Here is a 13509-nt window from a genome sequence, read left to right as displayed (position 1 = left end):
CACCTCCATCCGTACGCCCTCCCGTGGACGCGCCATGCCGTCACACGGTCGGGACCTCATGGCCCATGCGGACCGGGGCCTCGGAGCCCAGGTCCGCAGCCCCCGCTCGTACCCATTCACCCCCGTCTTCCGTCTTCCTCTCACGAAGGGAACCTTCATGCTCGACGTCTTCGTCAACTACCGCACAGGCGACGAGGAATCCGCCGCGACCATGATCGCTCGGGAGCTCGCCCGGCGGTTCGGCGCCGAGCGGATCTTCTTCGCCAGCAACTCGATCGAGCTCGGACACCGCTTCCCGGTGGAACTGGTCAGGGCGGTGGAAGAGTGCGAGGCGCTCCTCGCCGTGATCGGCCCGCGCTGGGCGGGGGTGCGGAGGGCCGACGGCCGCCCCTCCCTCGAAGCCGAGCAGGACTGGACCCGACGTGAGATCCAGACCGCGCTCGACCGCGGGATCCTGGTGATTCCCGTGCTCGTCGGAAAGGCCACGCGGATCGACCGCGCCCTTCTCCCGGACGACCTGCGGGAGCTGGCGGACTGCCAGTACAGGCGGTTCGCCCACCGCAACGCCGAGTCGGACCTGACGGCGCTCGGCGACGCCCTCGCCCGGCTGCTGCCCGACCTGGGCGCGGTGGACCGCGATGCCCGTGCGGCGCGGGAGGGGGCGGAGGCGAAGTCCCGCAAGAAGTCGGCCCAGGATGTCGGGCACACCAGGATGCGGACGCGCGACGTCGAGCAGCGCGTGCGCGGCGGCATCGGAAACCTCAACGGAGATCTGTCCGGCACCTTCGTCAACGAGCCGCAAGGGCCCGTGAACACCGGTCGCGGCCACCAATACAACGCCCCCCACTTCCAGGGCGACAACACCGGGGTGCAATTCACCGCGGGTGACAACGGCGGTACGGTCCACCAGCGCTTCGAGCGTGAGCCCCGGCGCTCGGACGACGAACGATGACCGAGCAGGACCGCGTCACCGTCAACGATCCGCGTGGCCCGGTGAACAACGGCCCGGGGCCCCAGTACGTCTTTTACGGCGTCGGCGCGGATTGGATGCTCCGAAAAGGGGTCGAGTCTCTCCGGATCGTCCGCGAGGACCGGATGCGCCTGGCCGACCGGTTCGTTCCGCCGGTGGGCTACCGCGTCGCCGCCGACCGCCTGGAGAAGCCCGGATCGGTGGTGCTGCTGGGAGCTCCGCCCGGCAGCGGCCGCCGCGCCGCGGCGATCATGCTGCTGCACGAGCTCGGTGAGCACGAGGGCGCCAACGATGAGGCGGTCCGGTTCGAGGAGCTTCCCGCCACGGACAAGGACGAGGCCCCTCTCGCCCCCGGTGAGGGGGACCGCTTCCTCCTTGACCTCTCCGGGATCGCCGATGAGGAGGCGTACGCCAAGGCCCAGCGCCACCTGGCCGTGCGCCGGTCACAGGTCCAGGAGGCGGGGGCCCACATGGTCGTCGTCCTGCCGTCGGGCATGGAGCACGCCCACGCGACGGACCTCGAACCGCCCACGGTGACGCTGGGGCGACCCCGGGGCGTCGCCGTCGTCACCCGGTACCTCCGCATGGACCAGATGACCTTCCGCCCCGCGGACCTGGGGAGCGCCGACCTCCAGCGCCTGTACGACCGCTCCCCCATGCGGGAACTGGCGCGGCTCGCGGGGCTGGTGAGGGCCGCTCGCGACAGCGGCCGGTTCGGTGCCGACTTCGCGGGATGGCTCGACCAGGCGCTGCACGCGGTGACCGACCGTGCCGGTGAGGTGGGCCGACAGGTGGCCACGGTCCGCACCGCGCCCGAGCGGGCCCTGCTGCTCGCGACGGCGGTGTTCGAGGAGGCCCGCGCCGACACCGTCTACGAGGCGTGGCACGGCCTGATGAGGACGGTGAGGCACGAGGAAGAAACGACGACCGAGCTCGCACGGGCGGATTTCGGGGAGCGATTGGCGGCGCTCGGGATCGAGCGAGACCCGGACGGACGGCTCCGCTTCGAGCGGCTGGCCTACGCCGACGCGGTACGGACGTACTTCTGGGCGAACTTCCCCGGGACGCGCGACGACCTCAAGGACTGGATCGGCCATGTCGCCGGGCTCCGCGGTCTGACCGCCGACGACCGGGTGAGCGTCGTCGTCCGCTTCGGCGAGCGGTCCCTGGCCGTCGGGCGGCCCGACCACCTCTTCGACCTTGTGGTCCGCTGGGCGAACAGCGCGACCGGTGCGTCCTGCGACCCGCGAGCCGTCGCGGCCCTCGAACTCGGTCTCAGCCACGAGAGGTTCGGGGGCTGGTTCCGCAGGCGGATGTACGAGTGCGCGAGGTCCGGCCCCTTGTCGGACGGCCTCGTCCGCGTCCTGACCGTCGCGTGCCGACAGAGCCTTGGCGCTACACACCCGAATCAGGCGATGGTGCGGCTCCACTACCTCGCCGTACGGAAGGGGGAGGCGGCGCGCGAAGCCCGGGAGGCCCTTCTCGACCTCGGCGGTCGCGACCGTCGACTCTACCGGCTGTTGATCGACCGCCTGCGGGACCGGACGCGTCGGGAGCCGCGCGGGGCGGATCCCCATCTCCGGCTGCTCACGGAGCTGTTGAGGAGCGACCGGGCACCGGACCCGCCGCCGTGGCCGGACCTGTTCCTGGGCTGGGAGACGGTTTTCTCCCAGCCGCCGACGGAGCTCTGGAAGCCGCTGGTGATCAGTTGGCTGACCGCCGCGGCGGGCGACAGCACGCGGGAGATGGCGCTGGGCGTGATGGTCGGTGCGACGCGCGGCCGCGCGGCCGCTCTCCACCGCCTCTACGCCATCGCCTGCGACTGGGCGGGGACCGCGCGCCGTCCCTCCCAGGCGACGGCCGTCGCCGCCCTCTTCTGGCAGCACATCGACCACGCACAGTACGCCCGCACGGAGAGTACGGAGCGTGCGGGCGCCGGACCACGGACCACGGAAGAGGCACAATGAAACACCGCTTTCGCAGCCTGCTGTTCGTCGCTCTCTGCAGCCTCGCACCGGCTGTTCTCGGAAACCTCCTGCACTGGTCGGCGTGGCTGTGGGGCTTCATGTCCATGGTCACGGCCTCTGGCTCCCTGCTGCTCGTGATGACGGTCTTCATCGGTGGCGGCGCGTCAGCCGACCCGTACGAGCCCGGGGAGCCTGAGCCACCAGCGGTGCCGACGGAGCAGCCGTACCAGGAGACGCGGGTGGTCGACGCGGCACTGCCGAGCGCGGCGGACGGCTACGACTTCCTCTTCTCCGCCACCGTGTGGTGGAGGCCGGCCCTCAACCACGCCGAACGGTCCAACGGCGCCTCCCCGGCCCTCGCCCTGTCCTCGATCGTCAACCGGGCCCTGGAGGTCGTCCGCCAGGAAGAGCCCGGCCGGGCGAGCTTCGCGCGGTATCTCCTGGAGGGGGAGCTGGGCGTCCCGCTCCCGGACCGGAGCGGACGGGTGAAGGCCCTGGCGGCCGATGTGACGCTGACCCTCGCCCCCGCCGACCGTGAGCGTCTGCGGAAGTTGAACGACCTTCGCAAGGAAGAGGAGATCTGGGAGTACGAGCGTCAGCACGAGCGCAACAAGCGGCGCTATCTCGGTGACGACGTGCTCAAGAGCGCGGGCAGCGCGGTGGTGTGGTGGCTGTCCCGTCACGAGAACGAAATCGAGAAGGCGGTCGACATGATCGGCCCGCTCGCCCAGATCGCGGCGGCGGCCAACGACGAGGAGGTGCCCGAGCTCTTCCGCCACCTGCTCGTCCCGCCTGTGGGCGCGCGGAGCGAAGCGACCGTCGGGGGCCCGCTGTGGGAGGGACACGGCCAGGGAAAAGGGACGTTCGAACGCGAGGAGGAGGTAGGGGTTTCGGATCGGCTGCTCCTGTTGCTGGCGGCGGTGGGCCTGAAGCCGGACATGGACGAGTACACGGTGTTCGTGCACCGTGTGGTGCGGAGTCTGGAAGCGGCCGGGCTGGACGAGGCCGCCGAGGAGATCAGGCGGACCCTTCTGCCGGCACACGACGAGGACGGGGGCGAGGGGACGGAGGGTGGCCCATCGGGCGAGGGGGACACCACGGGGCCCTGGTCGGCGGGCTTCCCAGCCCCCGAGGGCTCGCCGTTCAGCGACGCGGCCGCGGCCCCGGATGCCGACGCGGGCGCGGACACGTTCAGGCCGGGGGCGGCGGAGAGCGGCGCGGGCGAACAAAACCAAGGCTGGTGGGAGACAAGCGAGGACGACATGACACCTCCGCACCTCTGGGACACCTCGCACAGCCCGCACCGGGCCGCCGCACCTCGCGTAAGGGACGAGGAAGACGAGGACGGGGGCTGATCCGGTAGGCGGTCGGCTCTCCGGGGCTCCCCTCACCACGCACCGCAGCCGGGGGAGCCTCCTCCTGTCCCGAGACCTGGGCGAGACCATCACTCGCTGGGACGCTGACCCGGGCAAGGGCGGGGAGGAGGGGAGCGGGAGACGAACGAACTCAATCGCCGTGGCGGGCTGTCACGGCGACCGAGATCTGTCCAGGCGGTGCAGCCGAAGGGGTCGACCAGACGATGCTTGCACGGGCGACCGCGCGCTTGTGTCACCAGACCATCGCCTGATCCGACCGCTCCCCCTACCAGCCAAACAGCTCGGCCTCGCCCCCTCAGTACCGGCGACCGGCGCCGCCCGAGGCCGCGCGCACTCTCGCGGGAATCTGCCCGCGATTCAGCACGGGGACCCCACCGGCATCCCAGCACGATTCCAGCACGGTAGGGATGAGCAGGGGTGATAACAGGTGACGACAGGTCAGGTTTCCCAGCACCATCCCAGCACAGGAAAAGACCAGGGGCCCGACGCCGAAGAGTCGGACCCTATCTGACCTGCATGTTTGCCAGATCAGCGACGTGGTGATGCGTCAGCCACTACACGTTGAAGCGGAACGTTCAACGCAGTGCTCCCACCTGCAAAAACGTCGGTCACGCTGATCGTATCCAGCACCGATCCAGCACCGTCGGAACTCATCCAGCACATCCAGTACGTCACGCTGCGGAGGCAGGCGCCTGCGAGTCTGTCACAGCCGGGCGCATGGCGTTCCGCATGACGTCCCGACAACGGTCCCACGCTTCGGGGACCAGGTGACCGTAGATGTCCACGGTGGTCTTGATCGACTTGTGGCCGAGCCAGCGCGAGACCTCGTGGATCGGTCCGCCGTTTGCCCATGCGGTCGAGGCGAAGAAGTGCCGCAGCGAGTGCGGGGTGTACTTCGCGGTCCCGTCGGGCTTGGTGATGCCGGCCGCGATCTGCCCCTTCCGAAAGTGGTACGCGTAGGTGGTGGCCGTGGGCATGACGCCCTTCCCGCGATCCCGCGGCGGCGAAGAAGAACTCGACCACCCGTGGCCGTCCGGCCTTGTCCTGAAACTCAGGAGGGATCGGTCGGCACATGGCCTCATGCCCATGACATTCCTCGACGATGAACGGCGCCACCAGCACATCGCGGTACTCGCCCTCCCGCCGGTGCTTGAGCGGGACGAGCCTGGTCTTGCAGCGGCGCGATCGACACCGTCATGGCGGTGCGCATCGACGACGGCCTGATCACCGGGCTCAACGCGGTGCGCAACCCCGAGAAGCTGTCGCACCTGCGGGAAGAGAACGACCTGCGGCACTGAAGCCGGTGAGCGAAGCGGGCAAGGCCGGATCACCGACCAACGGTCTTGGGACTCGCTCGGCCGGCTCGTCGGGCGCCCCAAAGCTCACGCAGCCTGAACCACCTCAACTGGTCCACAGGTTGTGGCCATTCCTCAGGTTCCGGCGGGAGCGATGAAACCCACATTGAACCGACCCCCACTGCCACCCGTTACGGATAACGCAAGCACCCGCACAACCACTGGAGAGAACGCACGCACGACCGGCGAGCCCGAGGCGTCTCCCGGCAAGCACCCTGACCGGCCCGCGATCCGGGCTATGGCCTGGTCGAGCATCGCTCGCTAGCGGACAGGGCCACGCTTTGGCCCACGGCCTCCGCACGATCTTCAGGAGTTCGCGCAACTCCCGATGATCACATGGTGGCCGTACCTGTTCCCAGCCGGGTCCACCAAAAGATCGCGAAACCGAACACGAGGACCGGACGCCTCTTCAGTGACTTCCCTCCAGCGGGTATTTCCTCGGGGCAGGCATCGTCTGGGCTCCTCTCGTGAGACCTACCCGACCTGCTGTCACCTCTCCCCGCATCTCGGGGGAACCTCACATGCCCAGCTCAAGCGGGCGAACGAGGTCCTGCGGACGGCCTCAGCTTTTTTCGCGGCCCAGCTCGACCCGACCCGGCCCAGGTGACCGCGCTCGTCGATGCGCACCCGCACCTGGGGGTCGAGCCCGTACTCCGGGAACTTTCCATCCCCTCCTCCACCTACTACCGCTGGCGCCAGGCCGAGAAGGAGCCATGCGAGCGACGCCGCCAGGACGCCGAGCTCACCGGGAAGATCCGGCAGGTCCACGCCGACTCCGGCGGGATCTACGGCTCACCCCGCGTGCACGCCGTCCTCCGGCGTGAAGGCATCCACGTCGGCCGCAAACGCATTGAACGGCTCATGCGCCAAGCCGGCCTGGCCGGGATCAGTCCCCGGCGGGGCAAGGGCTTCACCCGACGTGACCCGGACGCGGAACCGGCCCCTGACCTGGTGCAACGCGACTTCACCGCGAACGTGCCGAACCGGCTGTGGGTCACGGACCTGACCATGATCGCGACGGAGGAGGGCCCGCTGTGGCTGTCCGCGATCCGCGACGCGTTCTCCCGCCGGGTGGTGGCCTGGGAAACCTCCGCCCGCGCAGACGCCGATCTGGTCCTGACCACGCTGGAGTATGCCCTGGCCAGCCGCGAAGTCGCCCCCGGTGAGCTCATTCACCATGCCGACCACGGCTGTCAGTACACGTCCGTGAAGCTCACGACACGCCTGGTCAGGGCCGGTATCCAGGCGTCCATGGGCTCGGTCGGCGACTCGTTCGACAATGCCCTGGCGGAGAACCTGTGGATGGTCATCAAGACCGAGTGCATCCGCGGCCGCGTCTTCCCCACCAGAGCCGAAGCGAACCTCACGCTCTTCGAGTACATCGACGGCTTCTATAACCCCCGCCGCATCCAGAAACGGCTCGGCTACCTCAGCCCGATCGAGTACGAGGAGAAGCATTACGCCAGCCAGGCAACGGCCGAACAAGTGAACCTGAAACCACGTCAACCCTCCCTGACCAGCTAGTCAGCCACCCCCGTACAGCGGGGGAACCTCACCTGACCGAACCGCCGCGATTCGTCTGATCGGTGCCGTCCTGGCCGAACAGAACGACGAATGGACCGAAGCCCGCCGCTACATGGGCCGCGAACTCCTCGCCAAGGCCCGCCTCCACCCGATCGAGTCAGGAACCGACCAACCCGACCTGCCCACCGAACTCACCGCATAGCCTCAACAACGGATCACCGAGTGGCCGTCGATACACCACTCCAGCGGACGTGACCCTCCGGGTCGTCGGAAGGTCAGTGCCGACGGTTCTCTACGGGCCGTCGGCACCGACTGTGCAATGTGGAAGACATGCTTGGCAGGGCGAGCTGACCAGGCCGCGTTAGGGGAGGCGGCCTGGTCCGGCAGGGGAGGCCGCAGCCTCGTCAGGCCCGTCGAAGAGTGTCCCCCTGCTCGGACGAGGCCTGCTGCGGCACCGACGGTGCTGCTTCGGCCAATGGCCCGGCCAGGACACGCCGCTGCCGTCGGCGAATCGGGGGCCAAAGGCGCCGCGATGTCGGGATGAACCTGAGCCTGCCCCCCGAGAGACTGTGGCTAGTCCGCTGCCCGGGCCGTTTCCAGAGCTTCGGCCGTCAGTTTGCCGAGTGGGCCGACGGCGTCGGCCACGCCCAGGCAGGTGCTGTCGCGGAAGACACCGAGTTCGTAGTGCACGGACTCGGTGTCGACGGAGCGGACCGTGAGCCCGATCTCGTAGTCGCCCGGGTAGGTCACCTCACCGAGATACTGGATCTGGTACGACCACGGGGGTAGATCTGGCACCGAGCCCGCACCACTCGTCCCGATCGAGTGCAAGGTGAACGTGGCGACGGCCTCGTCGTACCAAGTGGCCAGTGCGATGAAGTTGACGTGCTGGTTGGAGTCGACGTCACCGATCCGGGAACGCAGCGGGGCCCAATACAGGTAGTGGGCACGTTGCAGGCGCTCTGGGCGTGGACGGGCAGCTGCCGACGATCCTGTCTCCGGTAGCTGTATCTCGGCGAGATCGTCGATCAACTCGTCGGGAAGCTGGAGCGGCCCCGAGTTGTCGGCCAGCACGACAGTGGCGTCGCCACTCCCCACATGCTTGCCGCCGACCACGATCGCCTGTTCGAAGGTGAATGAGGAGCGCCCGACCCGGCGAACGCCGGTGTGCACCTGCACGCGGGTACCGGTCGGTCCAGCCTGAGCGAGCCGGTTGACCCGTTGGCCGACGAGCAGTATCTGGTACGGGCCGAACCCGCCCGTACCGGTGAGGCGTTCGAAGCGGCGCAGTGGCAGCCGAATCCGGGCGTCTTCCAGCCAGCGGGCCATGCCGATCGTGCTTGCCCAGCCGTCTTGGCCAAGATCGGCCTGCCGCACCCGGACGTCGACCTGGACACCGAAATTCTGATCGTCAGCAGAGCTCATGCATGATGACCCTAGAGCAAGGTCAACTACCCCACCAGGTCGGACAGTACGTGCCACGCGACCAGCTCCAGTTACCTCCGGCCCGCGCTGCGACTGTGCGCGGCACCGACGGTCTTGCCTTTGTCGACCCACGACCTGCTCCGCCAAGCTCGCCCGGCATGCCTACAGCCAGCACAGCTCTACGCCACCGCTCCGGCTGACCCTCGGCCTTCTCAAAGGACATGGCTTTCACGGCAGCGGACTCGCCCACGGCCCGAACCTGTCCCGTTTGTCACCTCGGGGGAGTCTCGTTCGCCGCTCAGCGCGTGATGCGATGAGAATCCGACAGCTTGAACGAGAACGAGTGCGAATCCGACAGCTTCAATGCGACAGGACAGGCGTACGTCTCACAGTGTTGTCCCTTGGGCCGGACGAGGGCCATCGTCAATGAGAAAGGGACACGCGAAAATCGTCGCCGCGATCCTCACCATGTGCGGCCTCAACACCATCGCCCCCGGTGAGGCCCGGGTGGTCCAGCTCTTCGGCCGCTACCGCGGCACCATCCGCACCGACGGGCTGCGCTGGGTGAACCCGCTCACCAGCCGCGAGAAGATCTCCACCCGGGTGCGCAACCACGAGACCCCGATCCTCAAGGTCAACGACGCCTACGGCAACCCGATCGAGCTCGCCGCGGTCGTCGTCTGGAGGGTCGAGGACACCGCCCAGGCGATGTTCGAGGTGGACGACTTCCTGGAGTTCGTCTCCACCCAGACCGAGGCCGCGGTGCGGCATATCGCCATCGAGTACCCGTACGACGCCCATGACGAGGACGCCCTCTCGCTGCGCGGCAACGCCGAGGAGATCACCGAGAAGCTCGCCATCGAACTGCACGCCCGGGTCGAGGCGGCCGGGGTCCGCATCATCGAATCGCGCTTCACCCACCTCGCCTACGCCCCCGAGATTGCCTCCGCGATGCTCCAGCGCCAGCAGGCGGGCGCGGTGGTGGCGGCCCGCCGGCAGATCGTGGACGGCGCGGCCGGCATGGTCGAGGCGAATCAGCCCTGACCCCGCTCGCACCTGCCTGACCTGCGATAACGCACCCCGCAGCGCAGCTATACACTCCAGGTATACGCATGATGTAGAGTGCTGGGCATGTCAATTGGCCACACCCTGCTCGGACTCCTCGAGGGCGGCCCGCGCCACGGCTACGACCTCAAGAGAGCCTTCGACGAACGATTCGGACACGACCGCCCGCTGCACTACGGGCAGGTCTACTCGACCATGTCCCGGCTGCTGAAGAACGGCCTGGTGGAGGTCGACGGCATCGAGCACGGGGGTGGCCCGGAGCGCAAGCGCTACGCCATCACCGACGCGGGCATCACCGATGTGGAGCACTGGCTCACCGAGCCCGAGAAGCCCGAGCCCTATCTCCAGTCGGTCCTCTACACCAAGGTCGTCATCGCCCTGCTCACCGGGCGCGACGCGGCCGATCTCCTCGACGTCCAACGCGCCGAACATCTGCGGCTGATGCGCGAACTGACCCAGCGCAAGCGCGAAGGCGACCTCAGCGACCAACTCATCTGCGACCACGCCCTCTTCCATCTCGAGGCCGATCTGCGCTGGCTGGAACTCACCGCCGCCCGCCTCGGCCAACTCGCCAAGGCGGTGCGTTCATGACCCCGACAGGATCCCTGCTGATGGCCGACGACCTGCACAAGTCGTACGGCCCTACGCCCGCGCTGGACGGCGCGGAGTTCTCCATCCACCCCGGCGAGGTCGTCGCCGTCATGGGCCCCTCCGGCTCCGGCAAGTCGACCCTGCTGCACTGCCTGGCCGGGATCGTCCGGCCGGACTCCGGCTCGGTGCACTACGGCGGGCGCGAGCTGTCCGCCATGTCGGACAGCGAGCGCAGCAGCCTGCGCCGTGGCGAGTTCGGCTTCGTCTTCCAGTTCGGCCAGCTCGTCCCCGAGCTGACCTGTGTGGAGAACGTCGCGCTGCCGCTGCGGCTCAACGGGGTCAAGCGCAAGGAGGCGGAGGCCCGGTCGCTGTCCTGGATGGAGCGGCTGGAGGTCGACGCCGTGGCGGCCAAGCGGCCCGGCGAGGTCTCCGGCGGTCAGGGGCAGCGCGTGGCGGTGGCCCGCTCGCTGGTCACCGGGCCGCGGGTGCTGTTCGCCGACGAGCCGACCGGCGCGCTGGACTCGCTCAACGGCGAGCGGGTCATGGAGCTGCTGACCGAGGCGGCCCGGGAGACCCGTACGGCCGTCGTCCTGGTCACCCATGAGGCGCGGGTCGCCGCGTACTCCGACCGCGAGGTCGTCGTGCGCGACGGCAAGGCGCGGGACATGGCGGGCGCCCGATGAGCGGCCCGGACGACGGCCACGCCGGCCCCGACGACGGCCACACCGGTACGAGCGGCCGCACCGGCCAGGCGACCCTGACGGCCGTACCGCCCCGGCCCCCGACCCCCGAGGAGCCCCCGCAGCGCCCCGGCATCACCCGCTGGGCCGCGGACCTCGCCATGGGCGGGCGGTTCGCGGTCACCGGCGGCCGGGAGAGCTGGGCCAGGACGATCATGACGGCGGTCGGGGTGGGCCTTGGCGTCACACTGCTGCTGTTCGCCGCCTCCGTCCCCACCATGGACGCCGGGCGCACCGAGCGGTCCAACGCCATCGCGGCCTTCGGCTTCGGGGAGGAGCCGGAGCCCGGCCCCGGCACGGTCCACGTCGCCCAGGCGGACACCGACTTCCGCGACGTGGACATCTCGGGCATGGTGATGGCGCCCGACGGCGCCCGTCCGCCCCACCCGCCGGGCGTCAGCGGCGTTCCGGCCGCCGGGGAGATGTATGTCTCCCCCGCGCTGAAGAAGCTGCTCGACTCCGACGAGGGCAAGCTGCTCCGGGACCGCTTCCCGTACCGCGTCGCCGGGGTGATCGGCGACAGCGGACTGTCCGGCCCCACCGAGCTGCGCTATTACGCGGGGATCACCCCGAAGCAGTTCGACAGCGTCCCCTCCAGCTACCACCTCGACAGCTGGGGTGCCCAGGACACCAGCGGGGACGAGCTGGACCCCGCGCTGGTGCTGCTGGTCGTCATGGGCTGTGTGGTGCTGCTGCTGCCGGTGCTCATCTTCATCGCCACCGCCGCACGCTTCGGCGGCGAGCGGCGCGACCGGAGACTGGCCGCGCTGCGGCTGGTGGGCGCCGATATCCACATGACCCGGCGGATCGCCGCGGGCGAGTCGCTCTTCGGCTCGATCCTCGGGCTCGCGGTCGGCGCCACGCTCTTCCTGCTGCTGCGGGAGGCCGTCGGCGGTGCCTCGATGATGGGCCTGAGCTTCTTCACCTCCGACATCATGCCCTCCTTCCCGCTCGCCCTGGCGATCGTGCTGACCGTGCCCGCCTCGGCCGTCGCCGTCACGCTCATCGCCCTGCGCGCCATCGCCATCGAACCGCTGGGCGTCGTACGGAACGCCACCCCCAAGCGGCGGCGGCTGTGGTGGCGGCTGCTGCTGCCGCTCCTCGGCATCGGGCTGCTGGCTCCGCTCGCGGGCGGTTTCGGGGTGGGCAGTTCGGGCGGTGACTTCCAGTCGTACCAGGCCGCGGCCGGTGCCGCGCTGCTCCTCATCGGCACCACCGCGCTGCTGCCGTGGCTGGTCGAGTCCGTCGTGGAGCGCTTCGGCAAGGGCTCGGTGCCCTGGCTGCTCGCCACCCGGCGGCTCCAGCTCAGCAGCGGCACCGCGGCTCGCGCGGTCAGCGGCATCACGGTGGCGGTCGCCGGGGCCATCGCGCTCCAGATGCTCTTCGCGAGCGTGGAGGGCCAGAGCACCGAGGAGACGAACCAGGACCCGAACCGCGCCCAGCTGATGATGAACATGAAGGTGGACAACGGCGCCCAGGCCCGCGACGCCTTCGACCGGCTCGGCGCGGCCAAGGGCGTGCGCAGCGTGCTCGAGATCACCGAGGGCTCCATCTCCGACGCGCACAGCAAGGCGAAGGACCCGGCCGACATCCGGACCAACTCCCTCACCGTCGCCGGCTGCCCGGCGCTGCGCGAGCTGGCCCACATCACGAGCTGCCGGGACGGCGATGCCTTCATCGTCACCCGAGACCCGGAGTACACGGGCCCCGACAACGCCTTCGCGAAGCCCGGCGCGCAGGTCAATGTGGCCTTCGACGACGAGGACATGCCCACGCCCGGCAAGCAGAAGCTGTGGACGGTCCCCCGCTCGGCCAAGAAGGTGGAGTCCAGGGAGGACCCGACCGGCGCCCTGCACTCCGGCATCTTCGCCACCCCCGGCGCCTTCGACGTCTCGGACCTGGCCAACCCGCAGGCGGTGGCGATGCTCAGGCTGGACCCGAAGGTGCCGGACGCCGACGAGTACGTACGCAACGCCAGCGTGACGATCGCCCCGACGCTGGACGTGACGCAAATCACCAGCTCGTCGCAGTCGTCCGAGTTCCAGACGATCCGCAACGTCCTGTTCATCGGCGCCACCTCGACCCTGCTGCTCATCGGGGCCAGCATGATCGTGACCACCCTGGAGCAACTGCGGGACCGCAAGCGACTGCTCTCGGTCCTGGTCGCCTTCGGCACCCGGCGCTCCACGCTGAGCTGGTCGATCCTGTGGCAGACCGCGGTCCCGGTGGTGCTGGGCCTCGCACTGTCGCTCGCGGGCGGGCTGGCACTGGGCGTCCTGCTGCTGAAGATGGTCGGCCAGCCGCTGGCCGTGGACTGGGCCGGACTCGCCGCGATGACCGGCATCGGCGCGGGCGTCATCCTGGTGGTGACCCTGGCCAGCCTGCCGCCGCTGTGGCGCATGATGCGCCCGGAGGGCCTGCGCACCGAGTAGCCCCCTACTGGCAGAACACGCGCCGTCGCGGCGGGGAGGGACCCCCGCCGCGACGGCGCGTCGG

Annotated in this window: 9 protein-coding genes and 4 pseudogenes; 11 read left to right on the top strand and 2 right to left on the bottom strand. The window is 69.6% G+C overall.

Going from position 1 to position 13509, the window contains the following annotated elements:
• Nucleotides 1-157 precede the first annotated feature (157 nt).
• The 4 genes and pseudogenes from STRVI_RS05575 to STRVI_RS55880 form a co-directional block, all read left to right on the top strand.
• Entirely contained in the window at nucleotides 158-952 is a 795-nt protein-coding gene (locus tag STRVI_RS05575; protein ID WP_043238001.1) for a toll/interleukin-1 receptor domain-containing protein, read from the top strand.
• Nucleotides 949-2937: a hypothetical protein gene (locus tag STRVI_RS05570; RefSeq protein ID WP_014054640.1), complete on the top strand. Its 1989-nt coding sequence runs from the start codon at nucleotides 949-951 to the stop codon at nucleotides 2935-2937. Before STRVI_RS05575 ends, STRVI_RS05570 begins: the two co-directional genes overlap by 4 nt.
• Nucleotides 2934-4292 carry a hypothetical protein gene (locus tag STRVI_RS05565; RefSeq protein WP_014054639.1) on the top strand — a complete coding sequence of 453 codons (1359 nt, stop codon included), beginning with the start codon at nucleotides 2934-2936 and terminating at the stop codon, nucleotides 4290-4292. The genes STRVI_RS05570 and STRVI_RS05565 overlap by 4 nt, the downstream gene beginning before the upstream one ends.
• Before the next feature lie 47 nt (nucleotides 4293-4339).
• Nucleotides 4340-4564: pseudogene (locus STRVI_RS55880) on the top strand (RNaseH domain-containing protein); the annotation flags it as partial.
• Between the two features lie 420 nt (nucleotides 4565-4984).
• Here STRVI_RS55880 and STRVI_RS05560 read toward each other — a convergent pair.
• The gene (locus tag STRVI_RS05560; protein ID WP_050993625.1) at nucleotides 4985-5290 is read right to left on the bottom strand and encodes a tyrosine-type recombinase/integrase; all 306 of its coding nucleotides are present in this window, start codon (nucleotides 5288-5290) and stop codon (nucleotides 4985-4987) included.
• A 201-nt stretch (nucleotides 5291-5491) separates the two neighbouring features.
• Here STRVI_RS05560 and STRVI_RS50450 point away from each other — a divergent pair.
• The 3 genes and pseudogenes from STRVI_RS50450 to STRVI_RS54055 form a co-directional block, all read left to right on the top strand.
• Nucleotides 5492-5611 (top strand): annotated as a pseudogene (locus tag STRVI_RS50450) (RNA polymerase subunit sigma-24); the annotation flags it as partial.
• A 660-nt stretch (nucleotides 5612-6271) separates the two neighbouring features.
• Nucleotides 6272-7192 (top strand): IS3 family transposase, encoded by a 921-nt coding sequence (locus tag STRVI_RS05555; RefSeq protein WP_014054638.1) that lies wholly within the window; start codon nucleotides 6272-6274, stop codon nucleotides 7190-7192.
• 22 nt (nucleotides 7193-7214) lie between these two features.
• Nucleotides 7215-7394, top strand: a pseudogene (locus STRVI_RS54055) (IS256 family transposase); the annotation flags it as partial.
• 371 nt (nucleotides 7395-7765) lie between these two features.
• On the opposite strand, the gene STRVI_RS05550 reads toward STRVI_RS54055, so the two are convergent.
• A complete protein-coding gene (locus tag STRVI_RS05550; RefSeq protein WP_014054637.1) occupies nucleotides 7766-8617 on the bottom strand; it encodes a hypothetical protein in 852 nt (283 codons plus the stop codon).
• Between the two features lie 450 nt (nucleotides 8618-9067).
• Between STRVI_RS05550 and STRVI_RS05545 the strand changes: the two are divergent.
• The 4 genes and pseudogenes from STRVI_RS05545 to STRVI_RS05530 all read left to right on the top strand — a co-directional run.
• Nucleotides 9068-9649: pseudogene (locus STRVI_RS05545) on the top strand (SPFH domain-containing protein); the annotation flags it as partial.
• A 99-nt stretch (nucleotides 9650-9748) separates the two neighbouring features.
• Nucleotides 9749-10273: a PadR family transcriptional regulator gene (locus STRVI_RS05540; RefSeq protein ID WP_014054635.1), complete on the top strand. Its 525-nt coding sequence runs from the start codon at nucleotides 9749-9751 to the stop codon at nucleotides 10271-10273.
• Nucleotides 10270-10956, top strand: coding sequence for an ABC transporter ATP-binding protein (locus STRVI_RS05535; RefSeq protein ID WP_014054634.1), 687 nt, complete (start codon nucleotides 10270-10272; stop codon nucleotides 10954-10956). Before STRVI_RS05540 ends, STRVI_RS05535 begins: the two co-directional genes overlap by 4 nt.
• A complete protein-coding gene (locus STRVI_RS05530; protein ID WP_014054633.1) occupies nucleotides 10953-13445 on the top strand; it encodes an FtsX-like permease family protein in 2493 nt (830 codons plus the stop codon). The genes STRVI_RS05535 and STRVI_RS05530 overlap by 4 nt, the downstream gene beginning before the upstream one ends.
• The last annotated feature ends 64 nt before the right edge of the window (nucleotides 13446-13509 follow it).

The sequence above is a fragment of the Streptomyces violaceusniger Tu 4113 genome, from assembly GCF_000147815.2.
In the GTDB taxonomy this organism is placed as follows: Bacteria; Actinomycetota; Actinomycetes; order Streptomycetales; family Streptomycetaceae; genus Streptomyces; species Streptomyces violaceusniger_A.
This window is presented reverse-complemented; position numbering and strand designations above follow the sequence as displayed.

Excerpts from the sequence above, each read along its gene's own strand:
- STRVI_RS05575 (WP_043238001.1), top strand. The coding sequence starts at position 158 with ATGCTCGACGTCTTCGTCAACTACCGCACAGGCGACGAGGAATCCGCC.
- STRVI_RS05540 (WP_014054635.1), top strand. The coding sequence starts at position 9,749 with ATGTCAATTGGCCACACCCTGCTCGGACTCCTCGAGGGCGGCCCGCGC.
- STRVI_RS05535 (WP_014054634.1), top strand. The coding sequence starts at position 10,270 with ATGACCCCGACAGGATCCCTGCTGATGGCCGACGACCTGCACAAGTCG.
- STRVI_RS05530 (WP_014054633.1), top strand. The coding sequence starts at position 10,953 with ATGAGCGGCCCGGACGACGGCCACGCCGGCCCCGACGACGGCCACACC.
- STRVI_RS05570 (WP_014054640.1), top strand. The coding sequence starts at position 949 with ATGACCGAGCAGGACCGCGTCACCGTCAACGATCCGCGTGGCCCGGTG.
- STRVI_RS05565 (WP_014054639.1), top strand. The coding sequence starts at position 2,934 with ATGAAACACCGCTTTCGCAGCCTGCTGTTCGTCGCTCTCTGCAGCCTC.
- STRVI_RS05560 (WP_050993625.1), bottom strand. The coding sequence starts at position 5,290 with ATGCCCACGGCCACCACCTACGCGTACCACTTTCGGAAGGGGCAGATC.
- STRVI_RS05550 (WP_014054637.1), bottom strand. The coding sequence starts at position 8,617 with ATGAGCTCTGCTGACGATCAGAATTTCGGTGTCCAGGTCGACGTCCGG.